Annotated in this window: 14 protein-coding genes and 1 pseudogene; 8 read left to right on the top strand and 7 right to left on the bottom strand. The window is 74.4% G+C overall.

Annotated elements, in window-relative coordinates; genetic code table 11:
- Positions 1-102: 102 nt before the first annotated feature.
- Entirely contained in the window at positions 103-594 is a 492-nt protein-coding gene (locus tag E4U92_RS15810) for a peptidylprolyl isomerase (RefSeq protein ID WP_137300999.1), read from the top strand.
- A 29-nt stretch (positions 595-623) separates the two neighbouring features.
- On the opposite strand, the gene E4U92_RS15805 is transcribed toward E4U92_RS15810, so the two are convergent.
- Complete coding sequence (locus tag E4U92_RS15805; protein ID WP_137300998.1) at positions 624-3,749, bottom strand: AfsR/SARP family transcriptional regulator; 3,126 nt, start codon at positions 3,747-3,749, stop codon at positions 624-626.
- A gap of 611 nt (positions 3,750-4,360) precedes the next feature.
- Here E4U92_RS15805 and E4U92_RS15800 point away from each other — a divergent pair.
- Positions 4,361-4,921: an RNA polymerase sigma factor gene (locus E4U92_RS15800; protein WP_268253514.1), complete on the top strand. Its 561-nt coding sequence runs from the start codon at positions 4,361-4,363 to the stop codon at positions 4,919-4,921.
- Between the two features lie 7 nt (positions 4,922-4,928).
- On the opposite strand, the gene E4U92_RS15795 is transcribed toward E4U92_RS15800, so the two are convergent.
- A complete protein-coding gene (locus E4U92_RS15795) occupies positions 4,929-6,392 on the bottom strand; it encodes an aminotransferase class I/II-fold pyridoxal phosphate-dependent enzyme (RefSeq protein ID WP_137300996.1) in 1,464 nt (487 codons plus the stop codon).
- Between the two features lie 272 nt (positions 6,393-6,664).
- Between E4U92_RS15795 and E4U92_RS15790 the strand changes: the two genes are divergently transcribed.
- From E4U92_RS15790 to E4U92_RS15775, 4 genes are all read left to right on the top strand, one after another.
- Positions 6,665-7,798, top strand: a complete 1,134-nt coding sequence (locus E4U92_RS15790; RefSeq protein ID WP_137301139.1) for an amidohydrolase — start codon at positions 6,665-6,667, stop codon at positions 7,796-7,798.
- Positions 7,799-7,864: 66 nt separating this feature from the next.
- The gene (locus E4U92_RS15785; RefSeq protein ID WP_168376015.1) at positions 7,865-8,134 is read left to right on the top strand and encodes a DUF1876 domain-containing protein; all 270 of its coding nucleotides are present in this window, start codon (positions 7,865-7,867) and stop codon (positions 8,132-8,134) included.
- Between the two features lie 133 nt (positions 8,135-8,267).
- Positions 8,268-9,923: a serine/threonine-protein kinase gene (locus E4U92_RS15780; protein ID WP_137300994.1), complete on the top strand. Its 1,656-nt coding sequence runs from the start codon at positions 8,268-8,270 to the stop codon at positions 9,921-9,923.
- The gene (locus E4U92_RS15775; protein WP_137300993.1) at positions 9,920-10,588 is read left to right on the top strand and encodes a hypothetical protein; all 669 of its coding nucleotides are present in this window, start codon (positions 9,920-9,922) and stop codon (positions 10,586-10,588) included. Before E4U92_RS15780 ends, E4U92_RS15775 begins: the two co-directional genes overlap by 4 nt.
- Here E4U92_RS15775 and E4U92_RS15770 read toward each other — a convergent pair.
- The 3 genes and pseudogenes from E4U92_RS15770 to E4U92_RS15760 all read right to left on the bottom strand — a co-directional run.
- Positions 10,573-12,129 (bottom strand): MFS transporter, encoded by a 1,557-nt coding sequence (locus tag E4U92_RS15770; protein WP_137300992.1) that lies wholly within the window; start codon positions 12,127-12,129, stop codon positions 10,573-10,575. The genes E4U92_RS15775 and E4U92_RS15770 overlap by 16 nt on opposite strands.
- Before the next feature lie 152 nt (positions 12,130-12,281).
- Positions 12,282-13,331, bottom strand: a complete 1,050-nt coding sequence (locus E4U92_RS15765) for an MASE1 domain-containing protein (RefSeq protein WP_137301138.1) — start codon at positions 13,329-13,331, stop codon at positions 12,282-12,284.
- A 337-nt stretch (positions 13,332-13,668) separates the two neighbouring features.
- Positions 13,669-14,478: pseudogene (locus tag E4U92_RS15760) on the bottom strand (PP2C family protein-serine/threonine phosphatase); the annotation flags it as partial.
- Between the two features lie 151 nt (positions 14,479-14,629).
- On the opposite strand from E4U92_RS15760, the gene E4U92_RS15755 reads away from it, so the two are divergent.
- Positions 14,630-16,075: a glyceraldehyde-3-phosphate dehydrogenase gene (locus E4U92_RS15755; protein WP_137300991.1), complete on the top strand. Its 1,446-nt coding sequence runs from the start codon at positions 14,630-14,632 to the stop codon at positions 16,073-16,075.
- A gap of 140 nt (positions 16,076-16,215) precedes the next feature.
- On the top strand, positions 16,216-16,839 hold the full coding sequence (locus E4U92_RS15750; protein ID WP_137300990.1) for a GNAT family N-acetyltransferase: 624 nt from the start codon (positions 16,216-16,218) through the stop codon (positions 16,837-16,839).
- A gap of 51 nt (positions 16,840-16,890) precedes the next feature.
- Here the strand turns inward: E4U92_RS15750 and E4U92_RS15745 are convergent, their stop codons facing one another.
- Together E4U92_RS15745 and E4U92_RS15740 are read right to left on the bottom strand one after the other, a co-directional pair.
- A complete protein-coding gene (locus E4U92_RS15745; protein ID WP_137300989.1) occupies positions 16,891-19,689 on the bottom strand; it encodes a DUF5682 family protein in 2,799 nt (932 codons plus the stop codon).
- Entirely contained in the window at positions 19,686-20,804 is a 1,119-nt protein-coding gene (locus E4U92_RS15740) for an ATP-binding protein (RefSeq protein WP_137300988.1), read from the bottom strand. The genes E4U92_RS15745 and E4U92_RS15740 overlap by 4 nt, the downstream gene beginning before the upstream one ends.
- Positions 20,805-20,852 lie beyond the last annotated feature (48 nt).

The raw sequence follows: 20,852 nt of genomic DNA, 5'->3' as shown, positions 1-20,852 counted from the left end.
CCGCAGCGCCCCGGCACCGGCTCACCCTGCCGGGTGGTGGGCGCGTCCCCCTGACGTGCCCCTCCCGTCACGCCGGCACCGCTCGACGATAGGTTGGGCGGCATGAGCGAGAACGTCTACTTCGACATCACCATCAACGACGAGCCGGCCGGCCGGATCACCTTCAAGCTGTTCGACGACGTGGTGCCCAAGACCACGCGGAACTTCCGCGAGCTGGCCACCGGCCAGCACGGCTTCGGCTACGCCGGCTCCTCGTTCCACCGGATCATCCCCCAGTTCATGCTGCAGGGCGGCGACTTCACCGCGGGCAACGGCACCGGTGGCAAGAGCATCTACGGCGAGAAGTTCGAGGACGAGAACTTCACCCTCAAGCACGACCGCCCCTACCTGCTGAGCATGGCCAACGCCGGCCGCAACACCAACGGCTCGCAGTTCTTCATCACCACGGTCGTGACGAGCTGGCTGGACGGCAAGCACGTCGTCTTCGGAGAGGTCGTCGAGGGGTCGGACATCGTCGACCGCATCGAGTCCCTCGGTTCCAGCAGCGGCTCCCCGAAGGCGAAGGTCACCATCGCGGCCAGCGGCACAGTCTGAGCAACGGCCGCCGGGGGGCGTGACGGGGACTACCGCTCCTCGTCCGCCTCCCGGCACCCCAGCGCGCGGAAGAGGCGCAGGGCCTCCTCGCACAGCGCCCGGCCGGTACGGGCGGCACCCCGGCGCAGTTCCGCGGTGCCAAGGTCGCGCAGGGTGCGGGCGCGCCACTGCGGCAGCTCCAGCTTCTCCCACAGGCCGAGCGCCCCGCGCAGGTCCTCGGTCGCGGACCCCTCGTCGTGCACGGCCAGGTGCCACTCCCCGCGGGTGCGCAGCACCAGGGCCTCGCCGAACAGGTCCCGGCGCTCCCGGGTCACCTCCAGGCAGCGGTCCAGGCGGGCACGGGCCGGGGCCGTGCGGCCCCGCCGCAGCTCGACCTTGGCGAGCGCCTGCTCGGCGTACACGACCCCGAAGGCGTCGCCGGTCTCCTCGAACAGGTCCAGCGCCTGCCGCAGCAGCCGCTCCGCGGCGGGCAGGTCGCCGCGCGCCCGGTGGCACAGGCCCAGCCCGCGCAGGGCGAGCGCCTCGCCGTGCCGGTCACCGGCGGCCACGTACAGCCGGTGGGCGCGGGCCAGGGTGTCCCACGCCTCCTGGTGGCGCCCCTGGTCCCGGTACACGCTCCCGACGCCGTACAGGACGTACGCCGTCGCGGCGCCGTCCTCCGGCTCCCGGTACAGGGCGCGAGCGGACTCCAGCAGGGTCAGGGCCTCGTCGAAGCGCGCCTGCTCACGGCGGGCGGAGCCCATTCCGGCCAGCGCCTGTGCCCGGCCCAGGCGTACGTCCCGCTCCTCGAACAGCCGCAGCGCCGCGGCGAAGAAGGCGTGGGCCTCGTCGAACCGGTCCTGTTCCAGGCGGAGTTGGCCGAGCCCGTGCAGCAGCCACGCCTCGCCCTCCACGTCGCCGCCACGGCGGACCGCGGCGAGGGCCACCTCGTGGGAGCGGGACCAGGCCTCGAACTCGTTGTACAGCGCGGCGGAGGCGGCCATCAGGGCGGCGGCCAGCTCGCGGGCGGCCTCGAACAGGCCGTGTTCCGCGCAGTGGGTCACTGCGGCGAGCAGACAGCCCTGTTCGGCGGCGAACCAGGCGATCGGCTCGTCCTCCAGGGCGCCGGGTCCTTCGGCGCCCGCGGCCGGCAGCAGGCGGGACGCGCCCCCGGGGCCCCGGGCGGCGGCGGTGCGGGCCATCTCCCGCCAGCGGTCGACCAGTCGCAGTATCGCCGCGTGGCGCTCGTCGCGGTCCTCGTCGGCGAGGCCGCGCTCGCGGGCGTACTCGCGGGCCAGGTCGTGGATGCGGTAGCGGGTGCGCCCGGTCTCGTCGGTGTGCACGACCTCGACGAAGTGGCAGTCGACGAGGCGTTCCACGGCCTCCTCCGCCTCCTCGGGGGTGATGCCGAGGAGCGGGGCGGCCACCCAGGCGGCGAAGTCGGGCAGGTCCATCAGGGCCAGGCGCCGCAGCGCGCGCTGCTCCTGCGCGCCGAGCTCGGCGTAGCCGAGCCGCAGGCTGGCCCGCACCTCCAGGTCGCCGGCGCGGAGTTCGTCGAGGCGGCGGTGCTCGTCGCGCAGCCGTGCGGCCAGCCGCGAGGGGGGCCAGTGGGGGCGGGCGGCGAGGCGGGCGCCGGCGATGCGGACGGCCAGCGGGAGCCGTCCGCACAGGGTGACGATCTCGGCGGCCCGGGCGGGCTCGTCGGTGGGGCGGTCCGGCCCGGCCACCCGGGCCAGCAGGTCCAGGGACTCGGCCAGGGACGGGACGTCCAGGTCGAGGTGGGCGGCGCCTTCCAGTGCGACGAGCCTGCGGCGGCTGGTGACCAGGGCGGCCGAGCCGCCGCCCGGGGGCAGCAGGGGGCGCAGCAGGGCCTCGTTGACAGCGTTATCGAGGATCAGCAGGACGCGGCGGCGCGCGATGTGGGTGCGGTAGAGGCCCAGCAGGTCCTCCTCGTCGCGGGGCGACGGGTCGGGGTCCACGCCGAGGGCGCGCAGCAGCCGGGCGAGGGCGTCGGCGGTGCGCACCGGGGCGGAGTCGGAGGCGCGCAGGTCCACGAAGAGCCGGCCGTCGGGGAACAGGCCGGCGGTGCGGTGGGCGACGTGGACGGCGAGCGCGGTCTTGCCGGTCCCGGAGCGGCCGGAGATGACGCCGATGGGCGGGGCCGTGCGCCGCGGGTCGCGGACCTCCCCCAGCAGGGCGGTCGCCCAGTCGATCTGCTCGGCGCGTCCGACGAAGTCGGCCACGTCGGGCGGCAGGTGGGACGGTGCGGGAGGGTGGGCGGTGAGGTCCGGCGGGTGGTCGATGGCCCTGCGCGGCGCGGGCAGCACCGCGGTGATGTCCCCGCCGGGCCCGGCAGGGGGCTCCGGGGGCGGGTCCGTGGAGCGGGGGGCGGGGTGCGGCCCGGAGGGCGGACCGCCCGGGGTGCCGAGCACGGCGGTGTCGGAGCGCAGCAGGGCCAGGTGCAGGGCGCGCAGTTCGGGGCCCGGGTCGACCCCCAGTTCCGCCCGCAGCAGCCGGCGGCCCTCCTCGTAGCAGCGCAGGGCCTCCGCGACCCGGCCGGTACGGAACAGCGCGGTCATGAGCTGGCCGCGCGGGCGCTCGCGCAGGGGGTGGGCGGCGACGTGCGCGAGGAGTTCGGCGACGAGGTCCGCGCGGCGGTCCAGGTCGAGTTCGGCGGCGAAGCGGAACTCCTGTGCTTCCAGGCGCAGTTCCGCCAGGCGCAGGGCCTCGACCCGGGCGAAGGACTGGTCGAGTCCCTCGAGCGCGCCGCGTCCGCGCCACAGGCCGAGCGCCGCGTCCAGGAGGTCGACGGCGTCCTCGGCGCGTCCGGCGAGCACGGCCTCGCGCCCGGCGGTGAACGCCGCCTCGAAGCGGCGGGCGTCCACGGCCGACGGGGGCAGGTCCGCGACGTAGCCGGGGGAACGGGTGCGGACCAGGTGCTCGGCCTCGGTGCCCGCGAGGGCGCGGCGCAGCCCGGACACGTGGGAGGCGACGAGGGCGCGGGCGGTGGCCGGGGGGTCCTCCTCCCACACGAGGTCCACCAGGCGGTCCGCGGACAGCACTTCGCCGAGGTGCACCACGAGGGCCGCGAGGATCGCCGTCGGCCGGGCGCCGTTCAGCGGGAGGCGGCGGCCCTCGCTCGCCACCTCGACCGGTCCCAGAAGGCGAACGTCCACCGTGTCCCCCGCATGTCGCGTTGCCGCACGTCGGGGCCAAGATACCGGCGCCCGCGGACCGCCACGCGCGGCGGCGGACCGCTCCCTCGTGCGGCGGCCCGGCAGGCGTGGCGACGTGGCCGGAACGCGTCCGGCGTGCGGTGGGCGGTCCCGCGTGCGACGCGGCGGGCGCACGCCTCCCGTCCCCGGGACGGGGCGCGGCGGGTCGCCGTAGGAGGGGGTGTGGAAGGAACCGCCGTCGTCCGCCACCCGATCGAGTGACGGGCAGATTGGCGTGAAAACCCGTCACCGGTGCGGGTGAACGGGCCTCTCCCCCGGCGGACGTCCGTTCTGCAGTGCGGCCGTGTCGCGCCTGCAGGGGATCTGCGTCGTTCCTGCAGCGGCCCGGCCCACGCTGGTGCGAGACGGACACCATGCGTCCGGCAGCGGGCGGGACCCGCTACGACAAGTCGCCGGCGCGACCACGCCGCGCGACGGAGCAACGGGGGAAGCACACCGTGGAGAGCACCTGTGCCACGGCGACCACGACCACGTCGCCGACACCTGAACCGACCTCACCGACCTCAACCACCTCACCGACCTCATCGACCGGGCGGTGCGCGTCGTTCGCCGTGCGCGCGGACCTGAGCGTCGACGAGTTCGACGCCGCGTTCACCGCCCTCATGCCGAGGCTGCGGCGCCGGCTGCTGGCCCTGGCCGGCAACCCGCACGACGCCGACGACCTCCTCCAGGAGACCTACCTGCGGCTGTCCCGGCGGGCCCGCGCCCGCACGCTCACCCGCCAGCAACAGCCGTACGCCTACACCTGCGCGACCGCGCTGAACCTGCTGCGGGACCACTGGCGCCACCCCGCGCGCCGGGAGCGCTGCACCGACCGGCTGCCCGAGCCCAGTTGGGACGGCGGCTTCGCGGGCAAGGAAGCCGAGGCGGTGGCGACCGCGCTGCTGCGGGCGCTGTCGCCCAAGGAGGCCGCCGCGGTGATCCTCGTCGACCTCGAAGGGCTCACCCACGACATGGCGGGGGAACGGCTCGGCACCCACCGCGGCACCGTGCAGCGCAACCGCATGCGCGGCCTCGCCAAGATCCGTGCCGCGGTCGGCGCACCTGAGGACGACCCCGCGGCCGTCTCCCCCACGCGGGCCGAGGACATCGGCCCGCGTCCGCCCGCCTGACGGTGCGTCAGTCGCGGGCCACCACGCGCAGGGTCTTCACCGTCGGGTCCGCAGCGTCCGAGATGAGGAAGCCGTGGTCGACGCCGCTGCGCAGGTAGTCCACCACCTCGGCGGTGATCACCTCGCCGGGGGCCACCACGGGCACGCCGGGCGGGTAGGGGCTGATCGTCTCCGCGGCGATGCGCCCCACGGCCCGCTCGGCGGGCACCTGCTCCACCGTCGCGAAGAAGGCGTCCCGGGGCAGCATGGCCTGCTCCAGTTCGAGGGCGCCCGGCTGCGGCAGCCGTACCTCGGGCAGCTTCTCCATCTCGCCCGCGTGCTCGGTCAGCGTGCGCAGGGCGTCGGTGAGCCGCTTCTCGGTGATGTCGTCGTCCGCGAAGGTGATCGACGCGCTGATCCGGCAGGTGTCCGAACCGCCCACGTCGGTGTGGCAGTTGGCGCGCAGCCATTCGGCGGCCTGCATGCCGCTCACGCCGAGCTCGCGCACGTCGATGACGATCTTCAGCGGGTCGAAGGAGGCGGCGAGGCCCTCGTCCACGACCTCCTGGCCCATCACGCGCAGGCCGGGCAGGGCGTCGGCCAGCTCGCGGACCCGCTTCGCCCGCACGATGGCCCCCTCCAGCAGGTCGTGGCCCTGCTCGACCATCTGGCGCCGCCAGCCGTCGAGCGACGCGTAGACCAGCGAGGAGGCGCTGGTGGTGCCGAGCAGGTCCTCGCGCTGCTTGAGCACCTCGGGCGCCACCCGGTCGTACTGGAGGTGGAAGACGGAGCTCTGCTCGATGGCCCCGCCCATCTTGTGGACGCTGGTCACCACGAGGTCCGCGCCCGCGTACATGCCCCAGGGCGGCAGCTCGGGGTGGAAGGGCAGGTGGGCGCCCCACGCCTCGTCCACGATGAGGGGCACGTCGAAGGCGTGGCACGCCTCGGCCACCCCGGCGACGTCCGCGCAGGTGCCCCAGTCGGTGGGTGTGATCAGCAACATGCCCTTGGCGTCGGGGTGTTCACGCAGCCGCCGGCGTACGTCCTCCGGCTCGGGCGGGTGGGCCAGGTGCCGTTCGCCGTCGAACTTGGGGTGGACCCAGATCGGTTCGACGCCGTTGATGATGACCGCCGCGATCACCGCCTTGTGGGCGTTGCGCGACAGCAGCAGCTTCTCCCCGGGCCCGGCCACCGACAGCATCGCCGTCTTGACCGAGAGGGAGCTGCCGCAGGTGGAGAAGAACGCCTGCTCGGCGCCCACCGCGTCGGCCATCAGCTCCTGCGCCTGGGAGAGCACCCCCTGCGACTGGCGCCGGTCGTCCAGGCCGTTGAGGCTGAGCACGTCGGAGCGGAAGACGTCGATGCCGAGGACCTCGGCCACGCGGGGGTCCGTGCCCCGGCCCTGCTTGTGTCCCGGCGGCCCGTAGGCGATGTCGCCCCGGCGCCGGAACTCCTCCAGGGCCTCGAGTACGGGTACGCGTGAATGATCCATGGTGCCTCCCGGGGCGGACTCCGTCGTGGGCCGCACCGCCCCATCGGGGGCGGCTCGGCCCAGCCACCGTGTTGCACCGGGCGCGCGGTCCAAACCCCGGGGCGGTGTCGGTGCGGCGTTGTGTCGGTGCGGCGTTGTGTCGGTGCCGCGTTGTGTCGGTGCCGCGTTCGGTGGAACCCGGACGGTGCCGGAGCAGCCGACCCGAGGAGGCCCGTGTGCCGTCCACGCCCGATGCCGTGCACCGCCGCGTCCGCCACGAAGTGGCCGACCGGATGGACCTGTTGTGGGGGGTGGCGAGCGCGCTGCACGCCGACCCCGAGTGCGCCTTCGCCGAGCACCGGGCGGCGGCCCTGCTGACCGGCGAGCTGCGCCGGGCCGGGTTCGACGTGCGCCAGGACGTGCCCGGCCTGCCTACGGCGTTCACGGCCCGCGCGGGCGAGGGGCGGCCCACGGTGGCGCTGCTGCTGGAGTACGACGCCCTGCCCGGCCTCGGGCACGCCTGCGGCCACCACCTCATCGCCGCCGCCGGGCTGGGCGCCGCGCTCGCGGCCCACGCGGCACGGGACGGCGCCCCGGGGACGGTGCTGGCGGTGGGCACGCCCGCGGAGGAGGGCGGCGGGGGCAAGGCCCTGGAGGCGGAGGCGGGCGTCTTCGACGAGGTGGACGCCGCGCTGATGTTCCACCCGGGCGTGCACGACTGGGTGCGCGCGCCGCTCACCGCCCAGGAGCAGTACCGGGTCGGTTTCCACGGCCGGGCCGCGCACCCGACGGGCAACCCCACCGAGGGCATCGACGCGCTCGCGGCGCTGATCGAGCTGTTCAACGTGCTGGCGGGCCTCACCCACCGGCTGCCGGAGGCGTCCCACGTCCAGGGCATCATCACCCACGGCGGCACCGCCACCAACATCGTCCCGGAGTACGCCGAGGGTGTGTTCGGGCTGAGGGCGGCGACCACCGGGGCGCTGGACGACCTCGCCGACCGGCTGCGCACGGCGGCCACCGGGGTCGCCCAGGCCACCGGCACCACGGTGACCGTCGAGCGCGCGACCGTCCGCTACGAGCACTTCCGCGACAGCGAGCCGCTGTCCGCCCGTTTCGCGGCACACCTCTCGCGCGCCGGGATCGACCTGACCCCGCCGGCACCCGGCGTGTACCTGGGCTCCTCGGACATCGGGAACGTCAGCGGGCTGATGCCGGCCATCCACCCGTTCGTCGCGATCATGGGCGCGGACGGCTCCGACCACACGCCCGAGTTCGCCGAGGCCGGCCTGTCGCAGCGGGCCCGGGGCGTGCTGGCGTCGGTCACCGAGGCTCTGGCCTGCACGGCCGTCGACGTCCTCGCCGACGACACCCTGCGCACCGCCGCGTGGCGGGCGCACGGGTCCGCGCCCGTGCCCGCACACTGAGCGGTCCGCGTGGACCGGCCGCAGTCTGGAGGGAGCACGGGGCGACCCGACCCGGAGGTGGACACCGTGGAAGGCAAGCAGTGGACCGTGCGGGTCCACATCACCGAGGACGGCGACGAGACGCGGGCGCGGGCCGTGCTGTCGGGCCGTGACACGTCGAGCGTCGCGGGGACGGGCGTCGCGCACCGCAACCCGGACGACCCGCCCGCACCCGAGGTCGGCGACGAACTCGCCGCCTGCCGGGCCCTGGAGGACCTCGCGGCCCGGCTGCGCGACCTGGCCGCCGACGGCGCCGGCCGGCCGCCCGCCCCCGCCCGGGCGTGGAGCGTCGACTGACCCGCACGCGGGACCCCGGCCCGCGGGCGGACGCCACGCTGCAACCGCGCCCGCCGAAAGCGTGTCTTCCTCCCCGTGGTCCACCGCGCCACGCACCACGCGGCGGTGGCGCGCCACGGCAGGGGGGACGGCTGTGAACGGATGGGCGGTACCGGGGTACTTCGAGTCGCTGGAACTCGGCTCCGGGGCGAGCGGGCGGGTGGTGCTCGCCGTGCACGAGGAGACCGGTGTGCCGGTCGCCGTGAAGTACCTGAGCGAGGCGCTGCGCACCCGGCCGGGGTTCGTGCACGGCTTCCGCGCCGAGGCGGAACTCCTCGGCGGCCTGGAGAGCCCGTACGTGGCCGGCTTCTACGAGTACGTCGAGGCGCCCTCGGGTGCGGCGATCGTGATGGAGCTGGTCGACGGCGTCTCCCTGCGCACGCTGCTGGCCCGGCAGGGCCCGCTGGCGCCGGAGGCGGCGCTGGTCGTGCTGAAGGGCTCGCTGCTCGGGCTGGCCGACGCGCACCGGCTGGGCGTCGTGCACCGCGACTACAAGCCGGACAACGTGCTGGTCACCGCCGACGGTTCGTCCAAGCTGGTCGACTTCGGCATCGCCGTCGACCACGGCGCCCGGGCGGGGATCGCCGGGACGCCCGCCTACATGGCGCCCGAGCAGTGGACCGGCGCGCCCGCCTCGCCCGCCGGTGACGTGTACGCCGCGACGGCCACCTTCTTCGAGTGCCTCACCGGCCGCAAGCCCTACCCGGGCGGCAACCTCGCCGAACTGGCGCTCCAGCACCTCGAACACCCCGTCCCGGCCGACGAGGTGCCCCCGGCCCTGCGGCCCCTGCTGCGCCGGGGGCTGGCCAAGGCACCCGGGGAGCGGCCCACGGACGCCGCCGCGTTCGTCGCGGACCTGGAGCGGGCCGCCGTCGGCCGGTACGGGCCCGACTGGGAGACGCGCGGCCGCGCCCGGCTGGCCTCGCTCGTCGCGCTGCTGCTGTTCCTGCTGCCGCCCCGGCACCGGCGGACGGCGCGCACCACCACCGACACCGCCCGCACCGTCCTCGGGACGGGGAGCGGCCGGCTCGCCGCGTGGCGGCCCACCTGGCCCGGTGTCGCGGTGGGCGCGGCCGCGCTGCTCCTGGCCGTCCTGGAGACGCAGGGCATCGGTCCGATCGCCGGTGCGGACACCGCCGGGCGGGTGACGGACGTCCTCGCCACCACCAGCGCGGGCCCCGCCGTCACGAGCGCGGGTCCGACACCGACCGGGCCGGCGACCCCGTCGCCTGCCGCGTCCGGTACGGCCACCGCCACGCCCTCGCCGACCGAGTCGCTCCCGGGCCCCTCCCCCTCGCCGGCGGCGTCCGGGCCGGACACCGCGTCCCCGCCGGCCGGGCCCACCGCGAGCCCGAGCACCGGCGCGCCCTCCGCGCCCGGCTCCCCCAGCCCCTCCGCCGACGCGTCCTCCGCACCGGCCGCGCCCGCGGTGAAGGACGTGTCCGTCACGGCGTTCCGGCAGACCGGCCCCACCACGGCGACCGCGACCCTGACCGTCGCCACCGACGGCACCGGCCCGGTCACCCTGACCGTCGCCTGGTCGGCGGGCGACAGCGGCGGACAGCCCGGGACGGCCGACGGGACCGCCACCTCGTTCCGGCGCAGCGGCGCCACGCAGTACACGGTCACCGTCGACCACGCCTTCCGGTCCACCGGTTGCTACTGGACCGTGCAGGCCACCACGAGCCCCGCCTCCGCCGACGGCGGTGCCGGACAGCAGCTCCTCACCCGGCAGTGCGAGATCCGATGACCGCTCCCCAGGACCCCCGTGCCCTGCCCGGCCCCACGGCGCCGGGCGACGACGACTACAGCGCGACCGTGCTGGCCAGCCACTGGATCCGGCGGCCGGTGACGGACCCGCCGCCGCAGGACGCCACGCCGGCCGACGCCACGGTGCCGGCCGTGCCGTCCGGGGCCGGCGAGGAGACCGTGCTGCGCTTCGGGCCGGGGGTCACCACGGCCCTGGCCCACCGCCCCGACGTCACGGCGGCCGTCGGGGCGACACCCCGGCGGCGGCCGAGGGGCCGGTGGCGCCGGTACGTCGTACCGGTGTGCGTGCTGGCCGTGGTGCTGGTGTTCCTGTGGTGGCGGGACCACTCCTCGGCGCCGCTGTCCGTGCGCGCGGTCGCGGTGCGGGCCGACCGGACGCACCTGGTCTGCGACGGCACCGCCGACGTGGTCGGCGTCGTGCGGACCGACGGGCACGAGGGCACCGTCACCTACCGGTGGGTGCGCGGCGACGGGACCGCCTCCCCCGTACGGCACACCTCGCTGGACCGGGGACGGCGCACCGTGCGCGTGCACCTGCGGTGGACGTTCCAGGGGCACGGGCGGCAGAGCACCACCGCCACGCTGCGCGTGCTGTCCCCCGCCCCGCACACGGCGAGCCTGCGCCTGTCCTACGACTGCCCCTGACCGGGGCCGCCGCCCTGGAGCCGCTCCAGGTCCGAGGGGCGCACCTGGATGACGAGCAGCGCGATGACCGCGGCGACCGCGGCGAGCACGGCGGCCGTGACGAAGGCCCCGGAGACGCCGGCCGTCAGGACCTCGTCCGACCAGGGGTCGGGCAGCACGCCGGTGCGCTGGAAGCGCAGGCGTTCCAGCGGGGTCGCCTGGGACAGGAACGCCGGGATCTGGCGGTGTGCCTCGTCGGTGCTGGCCGTGCCGAACACGGTGACCAGGATCGACAGGCCGAGGGAACCGCCCACCTGCTGGGTGGCGTTGAGCAGCCCCGAGGCGGCGCCGGACTCGTGCACGGGCACGTTGGACAGGGCCATCAGCGTCAGCGACACGAACTCCATGCCCATGCCGAAGCTGAACACCAGCATCGGGCCGAGGATGCTGCCCGCGTAGGTGGAGTGGACGTCGGTGAGCGTGAGCCAGGCCAGGCCGGCGGCCGCCAGCAGCGCCCCGACGACCATGAAGGGTTTCGGGCCGTACACCGGCAGGAAGCGGGAGGCGAGGCCCGCGCCGACCGCGATCACCGCGCTCACCGGGAGGAACGCGAAGCCTGCCCGCAGCGGGCTGAAGTTCAGCACGTCCTGCACGAAGAGGGTCAGGAAGAAGAACATCCCGAACATGGCCGCGGCCAGGCAGAGCATCATGCCGTAGGTGCCGGCGCGGTTGCGGTCGGCGAACATGTGCAGCGGCGTGATGGGCTGCCTGGAGCGCCGCTCGGTGAGCACGAACAGGCCGAGCATGACGATCGCGGCCGCGAACGACGCCAGCGTCCAGGCGTCCCGCCAGCCCTCCTGGGCGGCCCGGATGAAGCCGTAGACGAGCAGGACCATGCCCGCCGTCGAGGTGAGGGCGCCGGCGACGTCGAAGTGGCCCGGGTGGCGTTCGGACTCCTTGATCCAGCGCGGGGTGGCCAGGGCGATGAGGACGCCGATGGGGACGTTGACGAAGAGCACCCACCGCCAGTTCAGCCACTCGACGAGCATTCCGCCGGCCATCAGTCCGATCGCCCCGCCGCCCGCCGATACGGCCGCGAACACCCCGAACGCCCGGTTGCGCGCCGGGCCTTCGCGGAACGTGGTGCTGATCAGCGCGAGGGACGTCGGTGACGCGATGGCCCCGCCGACGCCCTGCAGGGCGCGGGCCGCGAGGAGCTGGCCGCTGTTCTGCGCGAGTCCGCCGAGCAGGGAGGCGACGACGAACAGCAGCACGCCGAAGACGAAGACGCGGCGCCGGCCGAGGATGTCACCGGCCCGGCCGCCGAGCAGCAGCAGACCGCCGAAGGTCAGGGTGTAGGCGTTGACCACCCACGACAGACTGGTGGTGGAGAAGTCGAGGGAGCGCTGGATGTGCGGCAGCGCGATGTTCACGATGGTGATGTCCAGGACCACCATGAGCTGGCACGAGGCGATGACGAGCAGCGCCATCGCGTTGCCGCCACCGCGGGGTTCCGGTGCGGTGGTCGTGGGGGCGGACGCGGGTTGCGGGCTGCTGCTCATATCGGTTCCACGCTCGGGGAGCGGGCGTCGTGGCCGCCGGCGAACCGGGGTGTCCACCGGCGCGTGCACCGTTCGACCGTACGCCGGTCGTGGAGGGGTCACCACTCGGGTGCGGGAGGGCCCCGCGGGGGGCGGCGGGGGCGGCGGGCGGCTCAGTAGGGGTCGCGCGGCCGGCGGGCGCCGGGGCCCGGGCCGTCGGCGTCGTACGTCTCGTCGTCGTACGTCTCGTCCGCGGGGCGGGGCGGCGGTGGTTCGCCCGCCGTGAGGTGTTCCAGGACCTCGGCCAGTTCCTGGCAGGCCCGCTCCACCGAGCGTCTGGTGTTGCGCTGCTCGGTGATCACCGCTGACAGCAGCAGCGCGGTGAGGGCCATCGCGCCGTTGAAGGCCTGCAGCTTCGCCATCACCTCGATGCGGCTCAGGCCCGCGAAGGGCCCGGTGCCCTCGGTGGCCGCCAGCGTGGCGAGCACCGAGGCGAGCAGGGCGCACAGCATGGTCCCGGCGAGCTGGAAGCGCAGGGCGCCCCAGATCAGCAGGGGGTAGACGAGGAACAGCAGGCTGACGCTGCTGTAGGTGGCCAGCGGCACCAGGACGGCGACACTGACGACGAGCGCGGTGGCCTCCTTCCAGCGCCACCTTCGGGGGTGCGGGCGCCAGCGGGCGTGGTACAGCAACAGCAGGACCGGCGTGACGATGAGGACGCCCATCGCGTCGCCCACCCACCAGGCCAGCCACACCGGCCAGAAGTGACCCGCGGCGAGCCGGTCGGTCAGGACGAGCACCCCCGCCCCGGTGGTCGCGCTGATCAGCATGGCCGTCAGCGCGCCGAGGAAGACCAGGGCGAGGCCGTCCCGGAGCCGGCTGAGGTCGGTGCGGAAGCCGGAGCGGCGCAGCAGCAGGTAGGCGCACAGCGGCGCGACGGTGTTCCCGGCCAGGGTGACGAGGACGGCCGGGGTCAGCGCGGTCGTGATCGACAGGATGACGAGGAAGGCCCCGAGGGCGATGCCGGGCCAGCAGCTCAGCCCGAGGACCAGCAGCGCGGCCACGGCCACGCCGGTGGGCGGCCAGATGGGGCTGAACACCGCGCCCTCGACCACCAGGTGCCGCAGCAGGCCGAGGCGGCCCGCGCCGTAGTAGCAGGCACCGACGACCAGCGTCCGCATCAGGAAGACGGCTGGTCGGCGCAGCTCCTCGGTACCCACCACAGGAGCCATCAGACACCGTCGGGCCGGGGACGGCGAGGCGAGGGCGGCACCCGTCCGGCCCTATGGCTGAACGGCCGGGGTACGGGCTCCGGGGGCGGGGCGCGCCGCCCGACGGGGGCGCGGGCGTGGGGTGTCACGGCCGTACTCGCCCGACGGCGCCCGGTCCGTCACGGCTGCCGCGCTCGGGACGGCCGTCCCGGCCGCCCTGACCGCCGTGGCCCTCTCGACCGTCCGCCCCGCCGCGACCACCGTGGCCCTCTCGACCGTCCCCGCCGCCGCGACCGCCGTGGCCCTCGTGGCCGCCCGCACCGCCGCGCCCCTCGTGCTCGTCGTGCCGGTCGTGGCCGATGACCAGGACGGCCGCGTCGTCCTCGTGGCCTACGCGTGCGGCGCCCTTGATCACGGCGGCGGCCAGGGAGGACGCCTCGAGGCCGGCCACAGCCGCTATGCCGGCGAGCCGCACGACCTGGTCCAGGCCCTCGTCGAGGTGCATGGAGGGCCCCTCCACGACGCCGTCCGTGAGGAGGACGAAGACACCGCCCGCGGTGAGGCGGAACCGGGTCACCGGGTACTCCATGCCCGCCACGATGCCCAGCGGCGGCCCGCCCTCGTCGTCGGCGATGCCGGACTTGCCGTCGGCCGTGGCCCACACGCTCGGTATGTGCCCGGCGCGGGCGCTCTCCAGGACGCCGGTGGCGGGGTCCAGGCGCAGGAAGGTGCAGGTGGCGAAGAGGTCGCCGCCCAGGGAGAGCAGCAGGTCGTTGGTCCGGGAGAGCAGTTCGCCGGGGTGGCTGGTGACGGAGGCGAGGGCGCGCAGGCCGACGCGGACCTGGCCCATGAAGGCCGCCGCCTCGATGTTGTGGCCCTGGACGTCGCCGATGGACAGGCCGATGCCGCCGTCGGGCAGCACGAAGGCGTCGTACCAGTCGCCGCCCACGTTCAGGCCGTGGAAGGCGGGCGCGTACCGGACGGCCAGGTGCAGGCGGGGGGCGACGGGCAGGTCGCGGGGCAGCATGCCCCGCTGCAGGGCGATGGCGAGTTCCACCTGGGTGCGCTGCAGCTCCGCCCGCTGGCGGGCCTGGGCGGTGAGCGAGCCCAGTCTGGCGAGCAGCTCGTCACCGTCGTCCGTGGGGCGCTTGCGGGGCATCGTCACTCCGGCCAGGGCGGTCGCCCGTCTCGGGACAAATCGCTCGATTTTATCTCGTTGCGGGGCACACCCGCTGTGATCACACCGGCTGCGGGCCCCGAGCAGGGGTGTGGTTAGCATATGAGCGCCACCTAGCTCGAAAGATGGATCCGTGACTGTCAACGACGACTCGTTCACCAACTGGAAGAACCGCGAGGAAACCGCGGAGGCGATGATCCCGATCATCGGGAAGCTGCACCGGGAGCGGGACGTCACCGTCCTCCTGCACAGCCGCTCCCTGGTGAACAAGTCGGTGGTCAGCATCCTCAAGACCCACCGCTTCGCCCGGCAGATCGCCGGCGAGGAGCTCTCGGTCACCGAGACCATGCCGTTCCTGCGGGCGCTCACCACGCTCGACCTCGGTCCGTCGCAGATCGACATCGGCATGCTCGCCGCCACCTACAAGGCGGACGACCAGGGCCTGACGGTCGAGGAGTTCACCGCGCAGGCGGTGGCGGGCGCCACCGGCAGCAACAAGATCGAGCGCGGCGAGGGCCGCGACGTCGTCCTCTACGGCTTCGGCCGCATCGGCCGCCTCGTCGCCCGGCTGCTGATCGAGAAGGCCGGCTCCGGCAACGGCCTGCGCCTGCGCGCCATCGTGGTGCGCGGCGGCGGCGAGCAGGACATCGTCAAGCGCGCCTCGCTGCTGCGGCGCGACTCGATCCACGGCCAGTTCCAGGGCACCATCACCGTCGACGAGGCGAACAGCACGATCGTCGCCAACGGCAACGCGATCCGGGTCATCTACGCGAACGACCCCGGCGAGGTCGACTACACGGCGTACGGCATCAAGAACGCCATCCTGATCGACAACACCGGCAAGTGGCGCGACCGCGCGGGGCTGTCGCTGCACCTGCGTCCGGGCATCGACAAGGTCGTGCTGACCGCGCCCGGCAAGGGCGACGTCCCGAACATCGTGCACGGCGTGAACCACGACACCGTCAAGCCGGACGAGCGGATCCTGTCCTGCGCGTCCTGCACCACGAACGCGATCGTGCCGCCGCTGAAGGCGATGGACGACGAGTACGGCGTCCTGCGCGGGCACGTGGAGACGGTCCACTCGTTCACCAACGACCAGAACCTGCTGGACAACTACCACAAGTCCGAGCGGCGGGGCCGGTCCGCGCCGCTCAACATGGTCATCACGGAGACCGGCGCGGCCTCCGCGGTCGCCAAGGCGCTGCCGGACCTGAAGGCCCGCATCACCGGCAGCTCCATCCGCGTCCCGGTGCCGGACGTGTCGATCGCCATCCTCAACCTCCAGCTCGCCCGCGAGGCGTCCCGCGAGGAGGTGCTGGACTACCTGCGCGACGTGTCGCTGACCTCGCCGCTGCGCCGCCAGATCGACTTCATCAGCGCGCCGGACGCGGTCTCCAGCGACTTCATCGGCTCCCGCCACGCCTCGATCGTCGACGCGGGGGCGCTGAAGGTGGAGGGCGACAACGCGATCCTGTACCTCTGGTACGACAACGAGTTCGGCTACTCCTGCCAGGTCATCCGGGTCGTCCAGCACGTCTCGGGCGTCGAGTACCCGACGTTCCCGGCCCCGGCTGCCTGACCGGCCCTCCCTCTGCACGCGCCCGTCGCCCCGGTGAACCAAGTGCCGCCGGGGCGGCGGGCGTTCGTGGTTCCGGGCGGCAGTCGGGCAGGTGCGCGCCGACGCTTGTGGGAGCGCTCCCCCGGCGGGATGATCGGGGCATGAAACCGATGCCCTTCGTGCGGCCGTACCGGGTGTCCGACCGCCCGGCGCTCGGGGAGGTCTGCGTCCTGACCGCCCACAACGGGCAGGACTCCTCGGGGGTCTACCCCGACCGGGAGTTGATGCCCACGCTGTTCGCCTACCCGTACGCCGACCACGAGCCGGAGCTCACCCGGGTCCTGGACGACGGTTACGGGCGGGCCGTGGGGTACGTCGTCGGGACGGCGGACACGCCCCGGTTCGTGAAGTGGTTCCGGGACGAGTGGCTGCCCGCGGTCGCCGACCGGTACCCCGAGCCCGGCGGGGCGCCCCGCACACCGACCGACGAGATGATCGGCCTGCTGCACGACCCCGAGCGGATGGTGCAGCCGCAGCTCGCGCCCTTCCCCGCGCACCTGCACATCGACCTGCTGCCGCCCTGGCAGGGCCGTGGCTACGGACGCGCCCTGATGGAGGCGTTCCTCGACGCGCTGCGCGAGAAGGGGGTGCCCGCGGTGCACCTGTGCATGGCGCGGGCGAACACCCCGGCGCGCGCGTTCTACGACCGGCTGGGGTTCCAGGAGATCGACGTCCCTCAGGAGCAGGGGCCGGTCTGGTACCTGGGACGGCCGACCGCGCGGTGACGGCCTGCCCGGTCCGCGGTGAGGCGGCGGACCGGGCAGGCCGGCGGCGGGTCAGCCGGTGGTGAGCAGCTCCGCCAGCGCCTCGCCCGTGGCCGGGTGCACGCCCAGCAGCGCGGCGCCCCGGGACGTGGCCGCCGGTGCCTGCTGCCACGGGTCGTCGCAGCCCAGCAGCCCGGCCAGCGCGTCGCAGACCGCGGGGTGGGCGGCGAGCAGCGAGACGCCCCGCCCGGCGTGCGGGCCCACGACCCCCTGCTCCCCCACCGGTGACGGCGGTGCCTCCCACGGCGGGGTCCAGGCGTCCAGGGCCGCGAGCCGTGCGGGGAACAGCCGGTCGGCCTCGCGGATGAGCAGCGGGGCCAGCTCCGTACCGCCGGAGCGCAGGGAGGTGATCAGGCTCGGCAGCCAGGGCAGCAGCACCTGGTCGGGCAGGCGCGCGAACGCCTGCGAGACGGCCTCCACCACGAAGTCGGCCAGCGCCGGCACCGGTTCCAGCGCGTGCAGGAACCCACTCAGGTAGCGGGGGTACGACGGCACGACCAGCGGGTTGCCGAGCAGGCCGGCGCAGCGGGCGCGCAGCTCGGTGCGGGAGAGCGTGCCGAGGTGGGTGCGGGCCGCCCACAGCAGGGCGGTCTTCGCCGGGTCCCCGGGCCTCGACTGGGCGACGGCCAGCTCCAGTTGGGTGCGGTCGCAGCCCAGGGACAGGGCCAGGCCCTCCATGCTGAACAGGAAGCCGAGCATCGCCCCGACCTGGCGGACGGTGGCGTCCTCGTCGGTGACCGCGGTGGGCAGCAGCGTGCAGTAGTGCGCGTACCCGGTGGTGACGAAGGACTCGATCCACGCGGGCAGCGCGGGCTCGTGCGTGCGGTGGTACGCGAGCAGCCGGCGCACCCGGCGCAGCACCTCGGGAGCCCCGTCGACGCCGCGTTCGCGGGCGAGGACCTCCAGGGCGCGGGTGCCGAGCTCGTCGGCGAGGCGCCGGCTGCGCAGGTGGAGCAGGGCGTCCTCGACGGTCTCCAGGACGGCGCCGGTGGTGGCCCGGGGGTCGTAGGCGGTGCGGCGCAGGCGCTGCTCCAGCACCTGCTCGATGCTGACGCCCTCGTAGCCGAGCTCGATCAGGGCCCGCTGGTGGGTGCCCAGGGCCAGGTCCCAGGACTCCTGGACGGGGCGTTCGCCCAGGCGCCGCTCCCCCATGATCGGCCGGGCGGCGCCGTGGGGCAGCAGGCGGCGCAGGATCCACAGGACGTCGGAACAGGCCTCCAGCTCCGGCCGGGAGGCGATGTCCAGCAGGGCCCGCTGGACGCCGCGCTGCTGGAGCTTGAGGGCCAGGGGGGCGAGCCGGTCGTGGACGTCACGGGCCAGCGGCGGCAGCGCGTCGTAGCCGACCTGGCCGACGCGGTCGCCGCCCATCATGCTCTCGACGAGCCGCCGCACGTCCCGCCGGCCCGGTACCACGTCCTTCTCGATGCAGGTGACGGCCGCGTCCTGGAAGTCGTACGGCGTCGGCTTGGCGCGGTCGCGCATCCCCGCGAGGAGGATGGACGTCTCGAACACGGCGATGGCGTCGGCGGTGGAGGCGAGGTAGCCGTTGCGGCGGGCGGCGCGCACGATGTCCACGGACCAGCCGAGCAGTTCGGCCTCGTCGAGGCGGTCCAGGGCCGGCGGGCGGCCCAGGAATCCCGAGAGCTTGTCGGCGGGCGTCCCGGACGGTGCGGGCACCGCCGGCAGTACGGCCTTGCGGCCCTGCTTCTTGGTGCCCGCCTGGCCCGCCAGCCGGAACGGTTTCACTCCGGTGCGCCGGACGTTCTTCGCCCACTCGGCGGCGGCGATCGACACCGAGCCGCCCGCCAGGCCGAACTGGGCCTCGATGGCGGCGTGGCTGGACGGGATCAGGCCGTGGCGCCACGTGGTGCCGCTGGGCGGGCTGATGGTGAAGGTGTCCGTGCCGTGGACGCCGAACTCCTCGACGCGGCTGGCCGCGTGGAAGGCGCCGCACACGTAGAGGCCGTCGGCGGGGTCGGTGCCGGTGGCGGTGAGGTGGGCGCGGATACGCGTCCACATGTACCGCTCGCGGTCCTCGTCGACCCGGACGCGGCGCGGGTCGCCGGGGGCCAGGCGGCGGAAGAGGCTGCCGATGAGCAGCATCACCTGGCGGTAGGTGTCGTGGTCGCCGTCGCCGAGGGGCACCTCGACGTACTGGTGCCACCACTCCGACCAGTGCCGTACCCGGCCGTGCCGCAGCAGGTGCTCCTCCAGCTCAGCGAAGCGCGGGCGCAGGTCGCCGATCTCCACGCCGACCGCGTCGCCGTGCAGGGCACCGTCCTCGCCGTGCGGCGCGTCGGGGTCGGCGGACTCACCGGGGGCGGCCGGGTGCTCGTCGCGGGCCTCCCACTGGAAGACGTGGTCGGAGGAGCGGTCGACGAGGACCAGCTGCACGCCGGGGGTGTCCAGGGCGTAGGCGATGGCCTGGTACTCGGCGGAGGCCTCGGTGATCGGGGCGACCACCGAGAGCGGGGACCAGTCGGCGGGGAAGCCCACGACCTCGCCCGCGAACGCCTGGACCGCCACCGGCAGGCGGCAGTTGCGCAGCTCGGTGAGCAACGGGGCCATGTCCTCGCACAGTTCGAGGTAGACCACCTTCGGCTGCTTCGCCCGCAGCCGCCGGGCCATGGCGAGGGCGGAGGCCGGCGAGTGGTGGCAGACGGGGAAGATCTCCAGGGGTTCGCGCACGGCGCGGTCGACGTCGTCGACGATGCCGCGCAGGATGCCCTCCAGCGCACCGGGGCCGTCGGCGAACGCGGTGGCCGCCTCGTGGAGCTGGCCGCGCAGCGCCTCGAAGGTGCCGGCGCTCACGAGAGGGTCGCGATCGCGTCGCGGCCGCCCTCCAGGAACTCCGGCCAGGAGCCCCCTTCTTCCTTGCTGCGCGGCTCGACCACGCCGTGCAGGTACTTGTTGAGCAGGGCCAGGTCCTCCGGGTCGCGGCGCGCGAGCGAGCCGACCAGGGACGAGGCGAGGGTGCGGGCGCTCAGGGTGCGTTCGCCGAAGAAGGTGCTGTGCAGGACGGCGTCCTCCAGCACGCCGATCTGCTCGGCGGTGGACAGGGCCGACTCCAGCTTCTCGTCGTCGCTGGTGGCTGCGGCCGCGGAGGCCCGCAGGTCGGCGAAGCTCTGCAGCAGCACGTCGAGCAGGGTGGGCGGCACCTCCAGCTCGATGCGGTGGCGCCGCAGCAGCTCCTCGGTGCGGAAGCGGACGATCTCCGCCTCGCTCTTCTTGTTCGTCACGACCGGGATGCGCACGAAGTTGAAGCGGCGCTTGAGTGCCGAGGACAGGTCGTTGACTCCCCGGTCGCGGCTGTTGGCGGTGGCGATGACGGAGAAGCCCGGCTGCGCGAACACGATGTTGTCGCTGTCGCTGTCGAGTTCGGGCACCGAGATGTACTTCTCGGACAGGATGGAGATCAGCGCGTCCTGCACGTCGCTGGTGGCGCGGGTCAGCTCCTCGAAGCGGCCGATGGCGCCGCGCTCCATCGCGGTCATGATCGGCGAGGGGATCATCGACGCCCGGGACTGTCCCTTGGCGATGACCATGGAGACGTTCCACGAGTACTTGATGTGGTCCTCGGTGGTGCCGGCCGTGCCCTGCACGACGAGCGTGGAGTTGCGGCAGATGGCCGCCGACAGCAGCTCCGCCAGCCAGCTCTTGCCGGTGCCGGGGTCGCCGATGAGCAGCAGGCCGCGGTCGGAGGCCAGGGTGACGATGGACCGCTCGACGAAGCTGCGGTCGCCGAACCACTTCTGGGAGATCTCCCGGTCGAGGCCGTCGGCGCGCTCGGAGCCGAGGACGAACAGCCGGACCATCTTGGGCGACAGCCGCCAGGAGAACGGCTTGGGGCCGTCGTCGACCGACTCCAGCCAGTCCAGCTCCTCGGCGTACTTGATCTCGGCGGGGGCGCGCAGCAGGTCGGACATGCGGGGGCCTTTCTGAGGTACGGGTGACGTGGGTGGGTGCGTGCTCGT

This window comes from Streptomyces galbus (assembly GCF_005280195.1).
Lineage (GTDB): Bacteria > Actinomycetota > Actinomycetes > Streptomycetales > Streptomycetaceae > Streptomyces > Streptomyces galbus.
The sequence above is the reverse complement of the archived record's forward strand: the minus strand, read 5'-3'. Positions and strand labels throughout refer to the sequence as shown.

Coding starts and splice junctions, on each gene's coding strand:
- E4U92_RS15810 (WP_137300999.1), top strand. CDS start 103: ATGAGCGAGAACGTCTACTTCGACATCACCATCAACGACGAGCCGGCC.
- E4U92_RS15795 (WP_137300996.1), bottom strand. CDS start 6,392: ATGGATCATTCACGCGTACCCGTACTCGAGGCCCTGGAGGAGTTCCGG.
- E4U92_RS15790 (WP_137301139.1), top strand. CDS start 6,665: ATGGACCTGTTGTGGGGGGTGGCGAGCGCGCTGCACGCCGACCCCGAG.
- E4U92_RS15775 (WP_137300993.1), top strand. CDS start 9,920: ATGACCGCTCCCCAGGACCCCCGTGCCCTGCCCGGCCCCACGGCGCCG.
- E4U92_RS15770 (WP_137300992.1), bottom strand. CDS start 12,129: ATGAGCAGCAGCCCGCAACCCGCGTCCGCCCCCACGACCACCGCACCG.
- E4U92_RS15750 (WP_137300990.1), top strand. CDS start 16,216: ATGAAACCGATGCCCTTCGTGCGGCCGTACCGGGTGTCCGACCGCCCG.
- E4U92_RS15740 (WP_137300988.1), bottom strand. CDS start 20,804: ATGTCCGACCTGCTGCGCGCCCCCGCCGAGATCAAGTACGCCGAGGAG.